Source organism: Aquabacterium sp. G14 (genome assembly GCF_037482285.1).
GTDB lineage: Bacteria > Pseudomonadota > Gammaproteobacteria > Burkholderiales > Burkholderiaceae_C > Aquabacterium.
The window spans coordinates 141982-161774 of the sequence record NZ_JBBEYB010000008.1; the positions used below are offsets into that span (position 1 = coordinate 141982).

Below are 19793 nucleotides of genomic sequence, written 5' to 3' on the forward strand. Positions count from 1 at the left end.
AAAAAGAGAGAGACGGTCGCGCGGCCAACCACCGGGTCAGTGGCGCTCAATCTCGAAAACCATGGGGGTTGTGTGACTGCCAGCGCCACGAATCCACGCACATCTCGTCCAGCCCCCGTGTCGCCTTCCAGCCCATGGTCTCGAACGCACGTTGCGGGTCGGCATAGCAGGCCGCCACGTCACCGGCACGACGCGGTGCGAACACCACCGGGATCTCACGGCCCGATGCACGGCCGTAGGCTTGCGCCAACTCCAGCACGCTGTAGCCCTGGCCCGTGCCCAGGTTGACGGTCAAGGACTGCTGGCGATCGAACAGGTAACGCAGTGCCGCCACGTGGCCTTCGGCCAGGTCGCACACATGGATGTAGTCGCGCACGCCAGTGCCGTCGCGCGTGTCGTAATCGTTGCCGAACACGTTCAGATGCGGACGCTGGCCCACGGCCACCTGGGCCACATAGGGCATCAGGTTGTTGGGAATGCCCTGCGGGTCTTCGCCGATCAAACCACTGGGATGCGCCCCCACCGGATTGAAATAGCGCAGGCAGGCGAAGCGCCAGGTGGGGTCGCAGCGCCCTAGCTCACGCAGGATCTCCTCCCCCATCAACTTGGTCTGACCGTAGGGGTTGGTCACCCGCAAGGGCGCATCCTCGGTGATGGGCAGGGCGTCAGGGCTGCCGTACACCGTGGCCGACGAACTGAACACCAGGTTGTTCACGCCATGGCGCTTCATCGCCTGGCACACCGACAACAGGCCGCCCAGGTTGTTGTCGAAGTAATCCAACGGACGCTCGACCGATTCACCCACCGCTTTCAGGGCCGCAAAGTGCACCACAGCCTCGATGCCACCAAATCGCGAGCGTGCCAGCTCAAAGCACCGGTCCAGCGCCGCAGCGTCACGTACATCACCCTGCACAAAATGCGGCGCACGCCGCCCAATGGTTTCCAGGCGATCGAGCACCTTCACCGAACTGTTGACCAGGCTGTCGATGCCCACCACGTCGAAACCCGCCTCCTGCAAGGCCAGCCAGGTGTGAGAAGCGATGTAACCGGTGGCCCCGGTCAACAGGATGCAAGGCAAGGTGAACTCCCAATGTCAATCGATGGTGAACGAGGCGCGGCACGCCACGCTGTTGCCATCATACGCACGGGAAAAGACCGAGGCGGTCCGGTCGTAGCGCTGCATGTCGCACCCCAGACCGACCGACCTCAGAGGTTGATAGGAGACGCCCAACGACACCGCGTTGTAGCGGCCGGTTTGTTCGTCGCTCGACACCGGCGTCACCCCGGCAAGCAACAACTCGCTGTCTTCCTCGTACTGCGCGTGGGTGTAGTTCGCGTTGAGCTTGATCTTGGCCGTGGCCTGCCACGTGGCGGTGGCTGACAAGCTGTTGGTCAAACGCTTGTTCGCCGAGAACAACTGGCCAGCGGTCGAATTGAAGGTGCCGCCACCCTCGTTGTTGGTGTCGCGCACCCAACTCAGCGCATAGGTGGCCTTGCCTGCCGGGGTGAAGGTCCATGACGCGGAGCCTGTCAGACCGTCAAAGTCACGCCGCCGATCTTGCGGGTGCTTTTCGCTGGTCACGCCCAAACGACCCGAGAGACGGCTGAAGCCTGTGACCTGCCACACCGTGTCCAGGTTCAGGCTGGTGCGTTCGATGTCTTCACCCACCGCCGTCGTGGTCACCAGGCGACGATTGGGCAACTCGGTATCGGTTCGGTACAGTGTCAGCCCGATGTAGGCCAAATCCGAAGGCAAATACCGCACCCCGGCAAACACCGACTTCGAGGTCTTGTTCTCACTCTCGGTGACCTGATAGTCCACCTTGCTGTAACTCGCCCCAGCGTTCACCGACCAGCGCCCATACAGACCATAGCGCACATCGACCGAGGCCTGCCGATTGCGCTCGGTGTTGCGCGTCGTGCGATTGAACTGGTCTTCGAAATTCGGCAGGAACTGTGACGCACCGGCATTGAGGGTGACCTTGAAGTTGGAGCCCACCTCACTCGCCACCTCGGCGCTCACGGCATAACCATCGTTGTCGAACTGCTTGTTGTCACTGTACGCATTGCGCGAAGCTGAAGCAGAGACCCGGTAATTCTGCCGGCCATAGGCCTTGTTCAGCCCGCCAGCCACCGTGGTGACCGAGATGGTGTCACTGCGGCGGTCATTGTTGTCGCGCAGCAGGTTGCTGTCTCGCGTGAGGCTTTGGCTCAGGGTCAGATACAGCGGCAGCTCCTCGGCACCGACACTCCCCGCGCCGGCGGCCAGCACCATCAGCGCAGCCAGCGCGCCCCCCCTGACGATCACGTTCTTCTGGTGCATTCCACCCTCTCCGGTTTTGATTGAAGGAACAACGCTCACATCGCGCACGGGTACTCAATACGCATTGCGATCAAACAGCACCAGACGAATGGTGCGGAAAATGATGGCCACATCGAGGCCCAACGACCAGTTGCGCAGGTACTCCAGGTCGTACTCCACCCGAGCCTGCATCTTGTCGAGGGTCTCGGTTTCACCGCGGCAGCCATTCACCTGAGCCCACCCGGTGATGCCAGGACGCACCTTGTGGCGCACCATATAGGCCTTGATGAGGCGGCGGTACGACTCGTTGTGCGCCACCGCATGGGGGCGCGGGCCCACGATGCTCATGCGCCCCTGCAGCACATTGATGAACTGCGGCAACTCATCGAGCGAGGTCTTGCGGATGAACGCCCCGAAAGGCGTGATGCGCGGATCCCCCTTGGTCGCCTGCTTCACCACGGCGCCGTTGTCCATGGCCCGCATCGAGCGGAACTTGTAGACGATGATTTCCTCGCCATCGAGGCCGTTGCGTCGCTGCTTGAAAATGACGGGCCCCGGCGAACTGAGTTTGACCCCGATCGCCAACGCCAGCAAAACCGGTGAAATCAGAACCAGGATGATGCTGGCCACCACAATGTCGAACACCCGCTTGGCCAGTTCGTTGATGCCCGTGAACGGGGTTTCGCAAATGCCCACCACGGGCACGCCGTTCATGTCCTGCAAACGGCCTTGGATGATGCTGATGCCGAACACGTCAGGCACAAAATACAAAGACGCCGTGGTGCCCTGAATGGCCTCCATCAATGCCAGGATGCGGGGCTGTGACCCCAGCGGCAAGGTGATGTAGACCTCGTGGATGCCGTGCGCCTGAACATAGTCCGCAATGTCTTTGAGCCCCCCCAGGCGCTGAGCCTGTGTTTCGGGCTGGACGCGGTCACCCGAGCGATCGTCGAAGTACCCGACGAAACTCACCGCTTGACCCGGATTGGCCTGAAGTGCCTTCGCCACCTTCAGGCCCAGCGCACCCGCACCAACCACCACCGCCCGGCGACGGGACTCTGGACGCGCCATCTGGCGAAGCACGATGGCACGCCCCACCATCACGACCACCCACTGCACCAACGGCGTGGTCAAGGCCCAGGCCAGCATCACCTCCATCTTGAAGAACATCAGGCTGTTGGTGGCAAAGCCGCACACCGCCAGGATCAACAGCACCGCCACCCAGGAGGAGACGATGTCGATGGCGGCGTCCAGCGGCTCATCGTGGAAGCGATTGCGCCCAGGAAAGGTCAAGGCGAACGCCAGCAGGCACAGGGCCAGATCCGGCCTCAGCACCGACTCATTGAGATGCAGCATCACCGCCAGCAAGGTTCCGACGGTGACAAAGGGCTCCAGAAACGCCGCCACAAAGGATGTGACCGACTCAGGCGCACTGAAAAAAGTGGGGCGGTAATTACGCTTGTTGAACATGAGACCTACAGCTCCCCTCGCACCATCCCGCACCGAGGGGCAACATGACAGGAAAAACCCTAAACTCGTTGTATGTGAAATGCCAGCCGTCGCAGCTTAGCGTCGAATGCACCCCTCGCCTCCCCCTGCTTTCCAGGGGTTGTCGGCCCACACCTACAATCCGCGACATGCTTTCTCATCCCTTCACTTGGCTCGGCCCTTTGGTGCTGCCCCGCTTGACGCTGCTGCTCAACCACGTGGTGGCCAGCGAGCCCGTCGCCAGCGGCAAACTCCAACCCCATGCGGGTCGCACCATTGACCTGCAATGGACCAGCACCTTCGCACCACCTCTGCCTCGGTTCCTGCAGCCTGCCGATGGTTCCCAGGGGTTACTCCCCCCATCCGTGCGTTTCGTCATCACCCCCGCAGGCCTGTTCGAGCTGGTCGAATCGGGCCCCTTCCTCAGCCCCTGCAGCGACGGCTTGACGCTGACCATCGAACTCAGTGATCCGCTGACCATGGCGCGCCAGTTGCTGACCGGCCAGCGCCCCGACGTGCGCATCGAGGGTGACGCGGCCCTGGCCGAGGTGGCCTCCTGGCTGATGAACCACCTGCGCTGGGACATCCAGGACGATGTGGCCCGCATGCTGGGCAATGCGCCCGCCGAATGGCTGCGTACAGTGGGTGAGTCAGTGCGCCAAACCCTGCAGCGCTGGCGCCCTGGCCAGCGTGATCAGGCTGGCGGCTCGCCGGCGTCGCGCCGCTGACCACGAGGCCGACCGATGCGCTCGCTGTTTCGCCCCGCCTACATCGGACTGATCGCCCTGCGTTTCGGGCTGGACGGCTTGCTGCTGCACAGCCTGCGCCGACCACGCTGGAGCCTGCTGGCGCGCGTGCTCTCGACGGGCAGGCGTCTGCATGCGCCCCGCGGCGAGCGACTGCGCCAAGCGCTGGAGCACCTGGGGCCGATCTTCGTCAAATTCGGGCAGATGCTGTCCACCCGGCGCGACCTGCTCCCTCCGGATGTGGCAGATGAGCTGGCGAAGCTGCAAGACCGCGTCCCCCCTTTCCCCAGCGACGAATCGGCACGCCTGGTCGAGAAAGCCCTGGGCAAACCCCTGTCGGCCATCTTCAAACACTTCGACACCGACCCGATCGCCAGCGCGTCCATCGCCCAGGTTCACTTTGCGGTGCTGCACGACGGCCGCGAAGTGGCCGTCAAGGTGCTGCGTCCCGGCATGCTCAACGTCATCGACGACGACTTGGCCCTGATGCGCACACTGGCCGGCTGGGTGGAGCGTTTCTGGTCCGACGGCAAGCGCCTCAAGCCCCGCGAGGTGGTGGCCGAGTTCGACAAGTATCTGCACGACGAGTTGGACCTCGTGCGCGAAGCCGCCAACGCCGCGCAGTTGCGTCGCAACATGGACGGGCTCGACCTGGTCCTGGTGCCCGAGATGATCTGGGACCACTGCACCCCCACCGTGATGGTGATGGAGCGCATGAAGGGCGTGCCCATCAGCCAGATGAGCCGCCTGCGCGCCGCCGGGGTGGACATCAAGAAGCTGGCCCGCGATGGCGTGACCATCTTCTTCACCCAGGTCTTCCGCGACGGCTTTTTCCACGCCGACATGCACCCTGGCAACATCCAGGTCAGCCTGGATCCAGCCACCTTCGGCCGCTACATCGCACTGGACTTCGGCATCATCGGCACGCTCACCGAGGTGGACAAGGACTACCTGGCACAGAACTTCATTGCCTTTTTCCACCGCGACTACAAGCGCGTGGCCGAATTGCACATTGAAAGTGGCTGGGTGCCCGCGACTACCCGGGTCGATGAGCTCGAAGGCGCCATCCGCACCGTGTGCGAACCGTACTTCGACCGACCCATCAAGGAAATCTCCCTGGGGCAGGTGCTGATGCGCCTGTTCCAGATTTCCCGCCGCTTCAACGTTGAGATCCAGCCCCAACTTGTGCTGCTGCAAAAGACCCTGCTGAACGTGGAGGGTCTGGGACGCGAACTCGACCCCGACCTGGACCTGTGGAGCACGGCCAAGCCCTTCCTGGAAAAGTGGATGCACGAGCAAGTGGGTCTGCGCGGCCTGTGGCAGCGCCTCAAGCGCGAGGCGCCGCGCTACGCCAAGATGTTGCCGGAACTGCCCCGCCTGGTGCACCAGAACCTGGAGCACAGCAACGCCGACCTGCGCCGTGACCTGGCGGCCATGCTGGCGGAACAACGCCAGACCAACCGACTGTTGTCGTCCATCGTCTGGGTGGGCGTGGGCTTTGTCCTGGGCCTGCTGACGGCACAGTTGTTGCTCAGACTGCACGGACTGGGCCTGCTGTGACCCCCCGCTCACAGGTGTCTCGCACCAGACACCGGTGAGCCAGATCAGGGCAGCGCATCCAGCGACAATCTGCCACTAAACTCCGCCCCCAATTCGACATCCATCGACCCCGATCGATACCGACCATGAACACCACCTTGCTTGCGTTTGTGATCCTCTATCTGCTTGGCACGATGGCGATCGGTATGTATGCCGGCACCCGCATCAAAAACACCACCGACTTCGCCATTGCGGGACGCAGTCTGCCGCTGATCATGGTCATCACCACGACCTTTGCGACCTGGTTCGGGGCGGAGACGGTCATGGGCATTCCGGCCAAGTTCGCCGAAGGGGGGCTGGGCGCCGTGGTGGAAGACCCGTTCGGGGCGTCGATGTGCCTGGTGCTGGTGGGCGCCTTCTTCGCCAGCCGGCTCTACAAAATGAGCCTGCTCACCATCGGCGACTACTATCGTCAGCGCTATGGTGAAGGTGTCGAAATCTTCTGCTCTGTCGCCATCATCCTGAGCTATCTGGGCTGGGTGGCCGCGCAAATCACCGCCTTGGGCCTGGTGTTCTCGGTGCTCTCGGGTGGCACCATCGCTCCCGCCTGGGGCATGGCTCTCGGCACCTTGCTGGTGCTGGTCTATGTGATGGTGGGGGGCATGCTGGCGGTGGCATGGACCGACTTCATCCAGATGGTCGTGCTGGTTGTGGGCCTGTCCTTGATTGCCTACATGGCCGCCGACCAGGCGGGCGGAGCAGACAAGGTGATCGACCTGGCGCATGCCAACAACTGGTTCAAGTTCTTCCCCGAGAACACCCCCGATGGCTGGCTCTGGTTCATTGCCGCGGGCATCACCATGATGTTGGGCTCCATTCCCCAGCAAGACGTGTTTCAGCGCGTGATGTCGGCCAAGGATGCGGTCACGGCCCAGCGGGGCGCCATCATCGGCGGCTTCGGCTACCTGGCCTTTGCCTTCGTGCCGATGTTCATCGTGGCCTCCTCGCTGATCATCATGCCGGATGAGACGCGGGCATTGTTGGCCAATGACCCCCAGAAGGTCCTGCCAACGCTGATCCTGAGCAAAATGCCCCTGATCGCCCAGATCTTCTTCTTTGGTGCACTCGTGTCGGCGATCAAGTCAACCTCGTCGGCCACGCTGCTGGCCCCCTCCACCAGCTTCGTCGAGAACATCCTCAAAAACATCAAGCCTGGCATGACGGACCGCCAAGTGCTGTTTGCCATGCGCGTCACCCTGCTGGTCTTCACCTGCCTGGTGTTGACGTACGCGATCTTGATGGAGGGAACTGCCATCTATGACCTGGTTTCGGCGGCATATCAGATTCCGCTGGTGGGCGCCTTCGTCCCCCTGACCTTCGGGCTGTACTGGAAGCGTGCATCGACCCAGGGCGCTTTGCTGTCCATTGTGCTGGGCATCGGCACGCTGACACTGTTCACCTTCCATGCCGGGCTGGGTGAAGCCTTCCCAGGGCAACTGGCGGGCCTGCTGATGGCGCTGGCCGGGATGTTGCTGGGCTCGCTGGCTCCGCAGTGGATCGCAGACCGTCGCAGCAAGCGCCCTCTGCTGACGGCCTGACGGACAGGGGCTGCAGCGGTGCAATGGTGCGCTATCCAGGCACTGAGCGTGTGCCGTCGACACGAGACTTGATATTCAACGGGGCGCCCGCATCTGCTGGCGCGAGCCCTTGCCCGCCCCCAGACCCAGAAACTGGCAAGGGCGTCGCCCGTCTTTTACAATCATCGATTTTCTCGAGGTCAGGCCATGCCGATTTATGCCTACCAGTGCACGTCCTGCGGTCACGCCAAGGACGTTTTGCAAAAAATCTCTGATCCGGTGCTCACCACCTGCCCCGCCTGCGGCGCCGAGAGCTTCCAGAAGCAGATCACGGCTGCAGGCTTCCAACTCAAGGGTTCGGGCTGGTATGTGACCGACTTCCGTGGCGGCTCGGGCGGTACCAGTGCCCCGGCCACAGGCGCCACCGCGGCAGCGGCTGCTCCTGCGCCGGCCGAAGCCAGCAGCGCAGGCAGCGACTCGGGCGGCACGCCATGCGGCGGCTCCTGCGCCTGCCACTGAGCGGCGCTTTTGCTTCACGCACTCGCCTGACACAGCTTGGCCTGACAATACAGGCCAAGCTGCCTGCCACGGCACCCGGCCTCGCGCCCTCTCCCCCCTCCCCAACGTGAAGAAATACATCCTCACCGGCCTGCTCGTCTGGCTCCCCCTGGTGATCACCATCTGGGTGCTCAAGAGCGTGATCGGCACGCTCGACGACGTGTTTGCCTGGTTCATGGTCGTGGCGCGGACGGTGCTGCCGGTCAGCATCCACCCTGTGCTGGCCGACTTGCAGCGTGTGCCTGGCCTGAGTGTCATCATCCTGGTCACAGCCTTGTGGCTGACCGGTGTGGCGGTCACCAACATGGTCGGGCAGTGGCTGCTCAACCGCTCCAACTGGGTGTTCTCGAACATCCCCATCGTCAAGAGCATCTACAACTCGGTCAAACAGGTCTCGGACACGCTGTTTTCCAGCAGCGGCCAGGCTTTCCGCGAGGCGGTGCTGGTTCAGTACCCCCGCAACGGCGCCTGGACCATCGCCTTCGTGACCGGCAAGCCTGACGGTGAAGTGGCCCAGAAACTGCCACCCGACATGGTGACGGTGTACGTGCCCACCACACCCAACCCAACCTCGGGTTTCATGCTGATCGTGCCCCGTGCCGAGGTCCATCCTTTGCACATGTCGGTGGACGAAGCGCTCAAGTACATCATTTCGATGGGGGTGGTGTCGCCACCGGCCGCGCCAAACACCCATTCCTGAACGACAATCGAGGGTTTCGAGCCGGGCCTGTGCCCAGGCCGCACGAACCTCATTCCGGAGCTAACAACAATGCGCACCACTTACTGTGGTCTGGTCAGCGAAGCGCTGATGGGCCAGACCGTGACGCTGATGGGCTGGGCCCACCGTCGCCGCGACCACGGCGGCGTGATCTTCATCGACCTGCGTGACCGCGAAGGTCTGGTGCAGGTGGTGTTCGACCCTGACCGTGCCGACTCGTTCAAGATCGCCGAAGACGTGCGCAACGAGTTCTGCCTGAAGGTGACCGGCGTCGTGCGTGCCCGACCGGCTGGTACCGAAAACGTTGGCCTGACCAGCGGCAAGATCGAAGTGCTGGGCCACACCCTGGAAGTGCTGAACGCTTCGGTGACGCCGCCGTTCCAGCTGGACGACGAAAACCTGTCGGAAACCACCCGCCTGACCCACCGCGTGCTGGACCTGCGTCGTCCTTACATGCAAAAGAACCTGATGCTGCGCTACCGCGTGGCAATGGAAGCGCGCAAGTTCCTGGACGAGAACGGCTTCATCGACATCGAAACCCCGATGCTGACCAAGTCGACCCCGGAAGGTGCCCGCGACTACCTGGTGCCTTCGCGCGTGCACGACGGCCAGTTCTTCGCCCTGCCCCAGTCGCCCCAGCTGTTCAAGCAGCTTCTGATGGTGGCCGGCTACGACCGCTACTACCAGATCACCAAGTGCTTCCGCGACGAAGACCTGCGTGCCGACCGTCAGCCCGAATTCACCCAGATCGATATTGAAACGAGCTTCCTGACCGAGCAGGAAATCCGTGACATGTTCGAAGGCATGATCCGCCACGTCTTCATGAAGGCGCTGAATGTGGACCTGGGTGCCTACCCGGTCATGAAGTACGCTGATGCCATGCACCTGTATGGCTCGGACAAGCCTGACCTGCGCGTCAAGCTGCAGTTCACCGAGCTGACCGACGTGATGGCCGACGTGGACTTCAAGGTCTTCTCGACCCCTGCCACCACCAAGGGTGGCCGCGTGGTGGGTCTGTGCGTTCCCGGCGGCGGCGCCATGTCGCGCGGCGAGATCGATGCCTACACCGAGTTCGTCAAGATTTACGGCGCCAAGGGCCTGGCCTGGATCAAGGTCAACGAAGTGGCCAAGGGCCGTGAAGGTCTGCAGTCGCCCATCGTCAAGAACCTGCACGATGCCGCCATTGCCAAGATCCTGGAGCGCACCGGCGCCAAGGACGGCGACCTGATCTTCTTCGGCGCCGACAAGGCCAAGATCGTCAACGACGCCATCGGCGCGCTGCGCCTGAAGGTGGGTCACTCCGACTTCGGCAAGAAGGCCGGCCTGTTCGAAGACCGCTGGGCGCCCCTGTGGGTGGTGGACTTCCCGATGTTCGAGTACGACGACGAGTCGGAGCGCTGGAACGCCGTGCACCACCCCTTCACCGCCCCGAAGGACGGCCACGAAGACCTGATGGACACCGATCCGGGTGCCTGCATCGCCAAGGCCTACGACATGGTGCTCAATGGCTGGGAGTTGGGTGGCGGTTCGATCCGTATCCACCGCGCCGACGTGCAGTCCAAGGTGTTCAGCGCCCTGAACATCAGCAAGGAAGACGCCGCCGTGAAGTTCGGCTTCCTGCTGGACGCCCTGCAATACGGTGCGCCCCCGCACGGTGGTCTGGCCTTCGGTCTGGACCGCCTGGTCACGCTGATGACCAAGGCCGAGTCGATCCGCGACGTGATCGCCTTCCCGAAGACGCAACGCGCCCAGTGTCTGCTGACCGGCGCCCCGTCGAACGTGGACGAGAAGCAGCTGCGCGAGCTGCACATCCGCCTGCGCAACGCCGCCGCTGCGGCGCCGGCACAGGGCTGATCGACCCGAGCGCCCGCATGGCGCATCTGGGCATGAGGCCACCCTGCAGGGTGGCCTTTTTCATGATGAAACACCCGGCATGAATGCGCGTGCCACACTGTCTTTCATGAACGAACAAGCGTTTCCGAAAATCCCGCAATCGGTGCTGGTGGTGATCTACACCCCGCAGCGCGAGGTCTTGCTGATCGAGCGGGCCAAGCAGCCGGGGTTCTGGCAGAGCGTGACGGGATCCAAGGACCATCTGGACGAACCCTGGGTGGACACCGCCATTCGCGAGGTGTGGGAGGAAACCGGCATCCAGGTGGGATCAGATCAGGTGCCACGCAGCGCGCTGCAGGACTGGGGCGTGGAGAACGTCTACGAGATCTACCCCGTGTGGCGTCATCGCTATGCGCCCGGCGTGACGCACAACACCGAGCATGTGTTCGGCCTGTGCGTGCCGCGTGACATCCCCATCACGCTGGCGCCGCGCGAGCACATCGCTCACGTCTGGCTGCCCTGGCAGGAGGCGGCCGACCGCTGCTTCTCGCCGTCGAACGCCGAGGCGATTTTGCAACTCAGCCAGCGTGACGCCACCCCGGCGCACCTGCTATCGTAGAGAGCGTGGTGCCGCCATCGCGACACACTTTGCCGCAGGAATGTACCCGTGCTCAAACCGCTTCAGTCTTCCCTGCTTCCCCCGTCTCAGCGCAACGCACGCCATCTGCGCGTGGCGACGTACAACATCCACAAGGGTGTGCGCGGCATGGGGCCCACCAAGCGCCTGGAGATCCACAACCTGAGTGACGCCGTGGAGGCGCTGGACGCCGACATCGTGTGCCTGCAGGAGGTGCGCCAGTTCAACCATGCCGAGGCGCGGCGCTTTTCGCACACGCAGTTTGGCCCGGACGCCTGGCCCAGCACGCCTCAGGCGGAGTACCTGGCGCCAGAAGGCTATGAAGTGGCCTACCGCACCAATGCCGTCACCAAGCATGGCGAACACGGCAATGCACTGCTGGCGCGCTGGCCGCTGGGCGCCATCGGCCACCACAATGTGTCCGACCACCGCTTCGAGCAGCGCGGCCTCTTGCACGTGCCGGTCAGTTGGCGGGGTGTCGAGGTGCACGTGGTGGTGGTGCACCTGGGCCTGATCCATGCCAGCCGCGTGCGCCAGGCGGAACGCTTGGCCGCGCTGGTGCAGCACGAACTCCCGGCCGGGGCCCCCGTGGTGGTGGCCGGGGACTTCAACGACTGGAACGAAAAGCTCGACAGCATCCTGGCCGAAGGCGGTTTGAACCGCGCCACGCTGGGCAACGAGGCCCGCACGGCCACCTACCCGTCGCGCATTCCGGTGCTGTCGCTGGACCGGGTCTACACGCGCGGCATGCACTGCAAGTCGATCATGGTGCCGCGGGGCAGCACCTGGGCCAAGCTGTCCGATCACCTGCCGCTGGTGGCGGAGCTGGATCTGAACGCCTGATGCCCCCGATGAGTCGTCCGCCGGACAAGGATCACTGGACCCCAGGCGTCGTCGAACACAGCGACCACCCACCCGAAGGCTGGCTGGCGGCCCTGGCCTGGTACACGCAGCGCAAGCCGGTGTTCACCGGCGGCAATCAGGTCAGCTTGCTGCAGGGCGGTCGCGCCCTGTTCCCCGCCTTGTGCGAGCGCATTGATCAGGCACAGCGGTCGGTGTGGATGGCGCTGTACATCGTGTCGCCGCTGGGTCAAAGCAGCGCGGTGCTGCAGTCGCTGATGAGGGCGGCCCGGCGCGGGGTCGAGGTGTCGATGGTGGTGGACGGCGTGGGCTCGCGCGATGCGCCTGCAAGCCTGTGGCGAGCGCTTGAAGACGCGGGGGTGAGGCTGGTGGTCTACAAGCCGCTGCATTGGCTGTGGGGGCTGATGGACGCGGGCCAGTGGCGGCGCATGCACCTCAAGCTGTGCGTGGTCGATGATGCCGTGGGGTTCATTGGCGGCATCAATCTGATCGACGATCACTACGATCTGAGCCATGGCTGGTCGGAGAACCCGCGCCTGGACTATGCGGTGTCGGTGCAGGGGCCGGTGGTGATGCCGGTGCTGCACACCATCCGGGCCATGTGGACGCGGGCCCAGTTTGGCCGCGACTGGCGCGACGACCTGGTCCAGTGGGTGCAGGATCCGCACCGCCTGCAGCGCCTCAAGCAGATGTGGCAAAGCGCCCTGTTGCGCCTGAGCCCGCAAGAACAGGCGCAGCTGATCGGTGATGGCGACAACGCCGAGCCAATGCGCAGCGCCTTCGTGTTGCGCGACAACCTGCGCCAGCGGCGCACGATCGAGCAGGCCGCCCTGCGGGCCATTGTGCAGGCGCGTCATTGCATCGACATCGTGACGCCCTACTTCTACCCACGGCGCGCCATGCGCCGGGCGCTGCGTGCGGCGGCCGAGCGCGGCGTGACGGTGCGCCTGTTGCTGCAGGGCAAGCTCGACTACCGCATCGCCGGCATCGCCGCGCAGGTGCTGTACGACGAGTTGCAGCAGGTGGGCGTGCGCATCTTCGAATACCAGCCGGCGTTCCTGCACGCCAAGGTTCTGTGTGTGGACGAAGAGTGGGCCACGGTGGGGTCGTCCAACCTCGATCCGCTGTCGATGGTGTTGAACCTTGAGGGCAACCTGATCGTGCGCGACCGAGGCTTTGTGCGCACCTTGTCCCAGTCTTTGCAGGCCGACTTTGCACAGAGCCGCGAGGTGCCGCCGCCAGGCACGCTGAACGACCGACGGCGGCGGACGCGGGTGCGCCGGGCAGTGGTGGCCTTTCTGGCGAAGGCTTACCTGCGGCTGGCGGGGTCGACCGGACGGTACTGAAGCGGAGCCGCCGGCAGGACACAGCATTCGCCATAGCGGGGTGCAGCCGGCCATTGGCTGGGCTGAGCCGGTGCGGTGGCGTAGCGGGTCACCCATCGGGCCGACAGGATCCAGCCTGCGTGGGCGATGATCAAGCGGGGGGCTGTTTCGGCACAGGTCTCTGCCTGGAACGGAAGATCGTCTTGCGCTGTGAAGCACACCAGGCCCTGAGCCACGCGGTGAAGCATGGCCTGCAAGGTTTCGCCGCCGCCGGGCGCATGGTGCGCGAAATCACCGCACCAGGCGTCGACGTCGGCATGCGCGATCTGCGGCCAGTGGAGACCATCCCAGGCACCGAAGTCCATCTCCAGCAGCGTGTCGTCGATGTGGTGACGCCAGCCCCAGCGGCGCAATTGTCGGCCGACGGCGGCGCAGCGTTGCAATGGCGAGCTGTGCACGACGCGCGGCCAGCCATGGCGGCGTGCCGCCTGCCGGATGCGATGCGCCAGACGCTTGGCCTTGCGACGGTCCACCGGCAGATCGGTGCGGCCGATGCAGCGCCCTTCGGCACCGATGGGCCGTGGGTGACGCCAGGCGACCACGTGGGGCGCGATCATCGTCATGCTGGCCGCCTCATCCTATCGGATGGATGACGGTGAGCCAGGCCAGCAGGCCCATCACCTCGGTGAGCTGCTGCGTGGCACCCAGGGTGTCGCCGGTGAAGCCGCCCAGGCGACGCTTGAACCAGCGCCAGCACACGATGGCACCGATGAGCATGGCCAGGGCCGCACGCCCCAAGGCCATCGTCAAGGTGCCCGTGGGCCAGCCCGACTGGGCCAGCCACAGCCACATCAGTCCGGCGACGACCAAGGTCCAGGCCGTGGCGGCCATCACCTGCCCCCAGCTGGCCTGCAGGCCCAGGGGCTTGGCCTTGGCATGCGCAAGGTCGCCCCCATAGGGCAGCAGCCGCATCAGCCACACGGCCATCAGACGGGAGCCGGTGTGGCACCAGATCAGCGCCATCATGGTCCAAGCCAGCAGCACCTGGTGGATGTGGCTGCTCTGGGCGTTGTTGAGCTCGCTCACCACCGGCGTGGCCAGGGAGCTCAAGGTGGCGGCCTTGAGCCCCTGCAGCAGAATCAGGCCGAGCGAGCCGTAGGAGCCAATGCGCGAGTCCTTCATGATCTCCAGCGCACGCTCGCGGCTGACACTGCCGCCCAGGGCATCGCAGGTGTCGGCCCAGCCGTCTTCGTGGAAGCCGCCGGTGAGCCAGATGGTGAAGGCCATCGACAAGATGACCGCCACCAGTGGCGGCCACCAGTTGGCGGCCAAGGCCAGCATCAAGGCGCCAGCACAGCCGACCAGCGCCCCGACCAGCGGGAAGTAGCGCTGACAGGACTGCAGCCAGTCCGGGTGGTAGCCCACCCAGGCGGGCACGGGCACCCGCGTGAAGAACTGCAGGGCGATGAGGAACAGGCGGACTTCGTGGATTAGGAAACGCATGGGGGCATCTTGCCTGGTTTGCTCACTGCGCCTGAGACTGGCCGGCATCCGACTCGGAATCGCTGACACCGGCGGCGTCGAAGCTGGCCATGTCACGCAGGATGGCGCAGGCCGACTCCAGCAGGGGCCAGGCCAGCGCAGCCCCTGAGCCCTCGCCCAGACGCAGGCCGAGTTGCAGCAGGGCTTGCGCCTTCAGGTGGCCGAGCAGGATCACATGACCGGGTTCGTCGGACTGGTGCGAGAACACGCAGCGTTGCAGCACCAGCGGTTGCAGGCGGGCGGCCACCAGCACCGCACTGGTGGTGATGAAACCGTCGACCAGGATGACGCGGTTCTCGGCGGCGGCTTGCAGCACGGCGCCCACCATCTGCGCGATCTCGAAACCGCCGAAGGCTGCAAGGGCCTCCAGCGGAGACTGGGCAGCCGGGTGACGCATGAGGACTTCGTTGAGCACGGCGCGCTTGTGGACGAGCGCGGTGTCGCTGAGGCCGGTGCCGCGGCCGGTGCATAGGTCAAGCGACTCGCCGGTCAGGCGTGCCATCAGCAAGGAGGCGCTGGAGGTGTTGCCGATGCCCATCTCGCCGAGCAGCAGCGCGTTGCCAGGCAGGCCGCGCACCAGGTCCTGGCCGTGGCGCACGGCGGCCTCGCACTGCTCGGGGGTCATGGCGGCTTTCGCGGAGCAATCGGCCGTGCCGGGTGCCACCTTGCGGATCTGCAGGCCGGGGCGCGGTGTGAAGTCATGGGCCACACCGCAGTCCACCACGGTCATGGCGACGCCATGCTGGCGGCACAGCACGCTGACGGCGGCGCCACCGGCGAGGAAGTTTTCGATCATCTGCCAGGTGACGTCGCTGGGGTAGGCCGAGACACCGCGGGCAGTGAGGCCGTGGTCGCCGGCGAAGACCACCATCTGCGGATCGACCAGGCGGGGTTGCTCGCTGCGCAGCACCAGGCCGATGCGATGGGCCAAGGCCTCCAGGCGACCCAGGGCCCCGATGGGCTTGGTCTTGCGGTCGATGACGTGGTGCAGTCGGTCGGACAGGAAGGCGTCGTTCAGGTCGGCGATAGGGGCGAACGTCAGAGAGGAAGAAGTCATGATGAAGCGATGTGAGAAGTGAACGTGTGAGTCAGTTGCAGGCGTGCAAGCCTGCGATGGATGACGCATTCGTCCCCGTCAGGGAGGCAAGGGCTTCAGCAAGGCCTTCAACACACCGGGCGTGAAGTGCTGGTCCACGTAGTCGGCCAAGCCGTCGAACACCTGTGACAGAGCCGGAACGCCCTGCCCCAGCAGCGCATGCAATGCCTCGTCAGACTCAAACAAGCCGTGCAGGTAGATGCCGAGCACCTGGCCCTGTTGCCAGCCGAGGCACTGTCCGCTGGCGTCCAGCAGCGCCGGTCGCGCCAGGGCGGAACAGGCCTGGGTGCGGCCGTGGTGGATTTCATAGCCGGTGGCGGGCACGCCCGCCAGGGACGCCCAGGCTGGGACAGCCACCAGGTCATCGGCAAAGCGCGCGGTGGTGGCTTTCAGCAGCTTGCTCGTGTCGAAGCGCGTGTGCACGTCCAACAGGCCCAGGCCGGGCACCTCGCCGGGGGCGCCCTGCTCGACGCCCTCAGGGTCACTCAATGTATGTCCCAACATCTGCAGGCCACCGCAGATGCCCAGCACCGCGCGGCCGCGCTGCACATGGCGATGCAGGGCGGCGTCCAGCCCTTGGGCGCGCAACCAGGCCAGGTCGGACGTGGTGTGCTTGGAGCCGGGCAGGATCACCCAGTCCACGTCGTCGAGTTCGGCGGGGTGACGTGCCCAGATCAGGCGCACGTGCGGTGCCGAGCGCAGCGGCTGGAATTCATCGAGGTTGCTGATGCGCGGATAGGCAATCACGGCCACGCGCAGGATGGGGCGTGTGCTGTTTGCGTCCGGCGCCCCGGGCCCGGTGGGCGTGTCGTCGAACACGCCGTCTTCTTCGGGCAGGCCGTGCCCGCGCCACATGGGCAACACGGCCACGGTCGGCACACCAGTCAGCGCTTGCAGTTGCTGCGGGCCGGGCGCCAGCAAGGTGGCGTCGCCCCGGAAGCGGTTGAGCACGAAGCCGCGGATGAGGGCACGCTCGTCTTCGGTCAGCAACTCGTGTGTGCCGTACAGGTGAGCAAAGGCGCCGCCGCGGTCGATGTCCGTGACCAGCAGGCACGCGGCCTGCGCGGCCAGGGCGGTGCGCATGTTCACGTAATCGCTGCTGTGCAGGTTGATCTCGGCGGGCGAGCCGGCGCCTTCGATCACCACCAGGTCGTGATCGGCCATCAGGGACTGCAAGCCCGCGCACGCATGGGGCCAGAGGTGCTCGCTGCGTTCACGCCACGGGACACGGCGCAGGTCGTCGCGCACCTCGCCCATGACGACGACCTGGCTGGCGGTGTCCTTCTCCGGCTTGAGCAGCACGGGGTTCATGCGCACATCGGGCGTCACCCCGGCCGCCAAGGCCTGGAAGTACTGGGCGCTGCCGATCTCGCCGAGCCGACCGTCGGGGCCCGGCACGACCCGGGCGTTGTTGCTCATGTTCTGGGCCTTGAAGGGCGCCACCTTCAGGCCTTGGCGTGCATACCAGCGGCACAAGGCGGTGGCCAGCCAGCTTTTGCCCGCTCCGCTGGTGGTGCCCAGCACCATGACGGCACGTGCGCTCATGCGGCCACCTCGATGTCGCGCAAGGCCAGACACAGGGCACGCGCGGCGGCGGGCTCGTGCGCGCGCCAGCGGACCCAGCCGGGCAAGCCGAAGCTACTGGCATCACGCAGCTTGATGCCACGCGTGCGCAGGGCCGCCAGAAGTTCAGGGAGTTGCGCGGCCGAGCGCAAGGGCGGGCGACTCAGCATGAAGGGCGTGACGCTGCCCGGACGATGCACCCAGCCCAGCTCGGTCAAGGCCTGAGCTTGCGATGCTTGCCACTGCGCCAGTTGCTGACGCGACTCGGCCAGCCAGGTCTGCACCTCGGGACGGTGCCAGTGTGAGAGCAAGGTCACCCCTTCGGCCGAGAGCACCCAGCTGGGCGCCAGGCTGTCGACCTGAGCCGCCGTCGGGCCCCAGGTCGCATGGCCGCCGTCCGGCGCATGCATCCACCCGGCGCGCACCCCTGTCAGACCGCAGCTTTTGTTCGGCGACCACAGTTGCCAGCACGCCTGAGCCACCTCATCGGGCACCGGATCGGCACCGATCAGGCGCAAGGGTTCATAGGCCCGGTCGATCGCCACGATCAGTGGCACGCCCTGCGCCTGCACGGCCTGCAGAGCTTGCCAAAAGGACGCCGGCAAGCTGGCCCCGGTGGGATTGCAGGGCTCGCACAACCACCACAGGATCGGCGTGGTGCAAGCCAGCTCGGCCAGCGCCTGCATGGCGTCGACCCATGGCCGCACGGACAGGCCCAAGGCACTGGCTGCGGCGGCGTAATCGCCATAGCCGGGCTGCGGCACCCACACCTCCTGAACGCCGTGCAGCATCGCGGCCAGGGTCAGGCGCCGGATACCCTCGCTGCTGCCCGAGGTGGGCACGATCACGTCAGGCGTACAGCCGGATGCTGCGGCCAGCTCGGCACGCAGGGCGGCATAACTCGGGTCGGGATAAGCGCAGCGATCTGTCTCGGCCAGGGCCTGCATCAGGGCGGCTGGTTGCAGCCGCACATTGGCGTTGCTGGAAAAATCCCATTGCACCGCCGGGCCGCTGTCAGGCCCCCCGTGGGTCACCGCATCACTCATCTCACATTCCCTTCAGCAGGGCGATGCCCCACAGGAGCAAGGCGCTCCAGACAGCCGCCGCCCACACTGCGCGCCCTGCCCAGACCAGGGCCAGACGCGTGTGCTGGGGCTGCGCCAGCACGCCATCAGCATGCAAGACGTACACGTCGGGCTTGCGCAGCTGTATGCCCAGCAGCAGGGCCATGGCCCCCATGGGCCACCCCCCGTTGGGCGACGGCGTTTGCGCGGCCTGTCGGCGCAAGGTCGACCACGACAGGCGGCGCCCGGACATCAGCACCAGCAACACTGCCGTGAGGCGCGCAGGGAGCCACGACACCACGTCATCGGCATGCGCCGCCCATTTGCCCGCCCATTCGTAGCGACCGCGGTAGCCCCACATCGCATCGGCCGTGTTGGCGAAGCGGTACAGCGCGGCAGCGGGCAAGCCTCCCACAGCAAACCAGAACAGCGGGGCCACCACTGAGTCATTGAGGTTCTCGGCCAAGGTCTCGATGGCACTTTCACGCACGGTGGTGGCGTCCAAGGCAGCCACGTCTCGGCTGACCAGACGCTGCAGTTGCGACCGCCCCGCTGGCAGGGACTCGGCCAAGGCCTGCTCCACCGCAGCGACCTCGTCGCGCAGCATGCGCCACGCCAACATGGGCTTGAGAACCAAGGCGAGCAACACGGCTTGTACGACAGCGGTCCACAGTGCGTCAGCGCCAAGCAGCAGCCCCCCCCATTGCAGCATCAGCTCCACGGCCAAGCCCAAGGCCACCACCAGGCAGGCGCCCAGCGCCCAGGCCAGCATGCCGCCCACGAAGGCGCTGGCTGGCGGCAAGGCGCACAGGCGTGGCCCGAGCGCCCCCAGGTAGCGCCCCATCCACACCACCGGGTGCAGCCACACCGGCGGCTCCCCCCAGCGCCGGTCGATGACCAGCGCCAGCGGGATGGCACACAGGCTGACGGCCCACCAGTCCATC

Annotated in this window: 18 protein-coding genes; 9 read left to right on the forward strand and 9 right to left on the reverse strand. The window is 65.4% G+C overall.

Features of this window, described 5'->3' with window-relative positions; genetic code table 11:
• Positions 1–46: 46 nt before the first annotated feature.
• From galE to WIT60_RS10635, 3 genes are read right to left on the reverse strand one after another with little or no spacing between them, the layout of a single operon-like run.
• Positions 47–1078 (reverse strand): UDP-glucose 4-epimerase GalE, encoded by a 1032-nt coding sequence (galE, locus tag WIT60_RS10625; protein ID WP_339583897.1) that lies wholly within the window; start codon positions 1076–1078, stop codon positions 47–49.
• 15 nt (positions 1079–1093) lie between these two features.
• The gene (locus WIT60_RS10630; protein ID WP_339583898.1) at positions 1094–2323 is read right to left on the reverse strand and encodes a hypothetical protein; all 1230 of its coding nucleotides are present in this window, start codon (positions 2321–2323) and stop codon (positions 1094–1096) included.
• A gap of 54 nt (positions 2324–2377) precedes the next feature.
• Entirely contained in the window at positions 2378–3772 is a 1395-nt protein-coding gene (locus WIT60_RS10635; protein ID WP_339583899.1) for an undecaprenyl-phosphate glucose phosphotransferase, read from the reverse strand.
• A 167-nt stretch (positions 3773–3939) separates the two neighbouring features.
• Between WIT60_RS10635 and WIT60_RS10640 the strand changes: the two genes are divergently transcribed.
• The 9 genes from WIT60_RS10640 to clsB all read left to right on the forward strand — a co-directional run bounded on the left by WIT60_RS10640 (position 3940) and on the right by clsB (position 13605).
• Positions 3940–4518, forward strand: a complete 579-nt coding sequence (locus WIT60_RS10640; protein WP_339583900.1) for a hypothetical protein — start codon at positions 3940–3942, stop codon at positions 4516–4518.
• A gap of 15 nt (positions 4519–4533) precedes the next feature.
• A complete protein-coding gene (ubiB, locus tag WIT60_RS10645; RefSeq protein WP_339583901.1) occupies positions 4534–6096 on the forward strand; it encodes a ubiquinone biosynthesis regulatory protein kinase UbiB in 1563 nt (520 codons plus the stop codon).
• A gap of 125 nt (positions 6097–6221) precedes the next feature.
• On the forward strand, positions 6222–7673 hold the full coding sequence (locus tag WIT60_RS10650) for a high affinity choline transporter 1 (protein WP_339583902.1): 1452 nt from the start codon (positions 6222–6224) through the stop codon (positions 7671–7673).
• A gap of 186 nt (positions 7674–7859) precedes the next feature.
• Positions 7860–8171 (forward strand): FmdB family zinc ribbon protein, encoded by a 312-nt coding sequence (locus WIT60_RS10655; RefSeq protein WP_339583903.1) that lies wholly within the window; start codon positions 7860–7862, stop codon positions 8169–8171.
• Between the two features lie 106 nt (positions 8172–8277).
• Positions 8278–8910, forward strand: a complete 633-nt coding sequence (locus tag WIT60_RS10660; RefSeq protein ID WP_339583904.1) for a DUF502 domain-containing protein — start codon at positions 8278–8280, stop codon at positions 8908–8910.
• Between the two features lie 69 nt (positions 8911–8979).
• Positions 8980–10782, forward strand: a complete 1803-nt coding sequence (gene aspS, locus WIT60_RS10665) for an aspartate--tRNA ligase (RefSeq protein ID WP_339583905.1) — start codon at positions 8980–8982, stop codon at positions 10780–10782.
• 106 nt (positions 10783–10888) lie between these two features.
• Complete coding sequence (gene nudB, locus WIT60_RS10670; RefSeq protein ID WP_339583906.1) at positions 10889–11380, forward strand: dihydroneopterin triphosphate diphosphatase; 492 nt, start codon at positions 10889–10891, stop codon at positions 11378–11380.
• Between the two features lie 48 nt (positions 11381–11428).
• Positions 11429–12241: an endonuclease/exonuclease/phosphatase family protein gene (locus WIT60_RS10675; RefSeq protein WP_339583907.1), complete on the forward strand. Its 813-nt coding sequence runs from the start codon at positions 11429–11431 to the stop codon at positions 12239–12241.
• Positions 12242–12249: 8 nt separating this feature from the next.
• Positions 12250–13605 (forward strand): cardiolipin synthase ClsB, encoded by a 1356-nt coding sequence (clsB, locus tag WIT60_RS10680; protein ID WP_339583908.1) that lies wholly within the window; start codon positions 12250–12252, stop codon positions 13603–13605.
• Here clsB and WIT60_RS10685 read toward each other — a convergent pair.
• The 6 genes from WIT60_RS10685 to cbiB form a co-directional block, all read right to left on the reverse strand.
• Entirely contained in the window at positions 13569–14207 is a 639-nt protein-coding gene (locus WIT60_RS10685) for a histidine phosphatase family protein (protein WP_339583909.1), read from the reverse strand. The genes clsB and WIT60_RS10685 overlap by 37 nt on opposite strands.
• A 10-nt stretch (positions 14208–14217) precedes the next feature.
• Positions 14218–15087 (reverse strand): adenosylcobinamide-GDP ribazoletransferase, encoded by an 870-nt coding sequence (locus WIT60_RS10690; protein WP_339583910.1) that lies wholly within the window; start codon positions 15085–15087, stop codon positions 14218–14220.
• A gap of 22 nt (positions 15088–15109) precedes the next feature.
• Complete coding sequence (gene cobT / locus WIT60_RS10695) at positions 15110–16183, reverse strand: nicotinate-nucleotide--dimethylbenzimidazole phosphoribosyltransferase (RefSeq protein WP_339583911.1); 1074 nt, start codon at positions 16181–16183, stop codon at positions 15110–15112.
• A 78-nt stretch (positions 16184–16261) separates the two neighbouring features.
• Positions 16262–17767 (reverse strand): cobyric acid synthase, encoded by a 1506-nt coding sequence (locus tag WIT60_RS10700; protein ID WP_339583912.1) that lies wholly within the window; start codon positions 17765–17767, stop codon positions 16262–16264.
• Positions 17764–18831 (reverse strand): aminotransferase class I/II-fold pyridoxal phosphate-dependent enzyme, encoded by a 1068-nt coding sequence (locus WIT60_RS10705; protein WP_339583913.1) that lies wholly within the window; start codon positions 18829–18831, stop codon positions 17764–17766. Before WIT60_RS10705 ends, WIT60_RS10700 begins: the two co-directional genes overlap by 4 nt.
• A 1-nt stretch (position 18832) precedes the next feature.
• Positions 18833–19792: an adenosylcobinamide-phosphate synthase CbiB gene (cbiB, locus tag WIT60_RS10710; protein WP_339583914.1), complete on the reverse strand. Its 960-nt coding sequence runs from the start codon at positions 19790–19792 to the stop codon at positions 18833–18835.
• Position 19793: the final 1 nt, after the last annotated feature.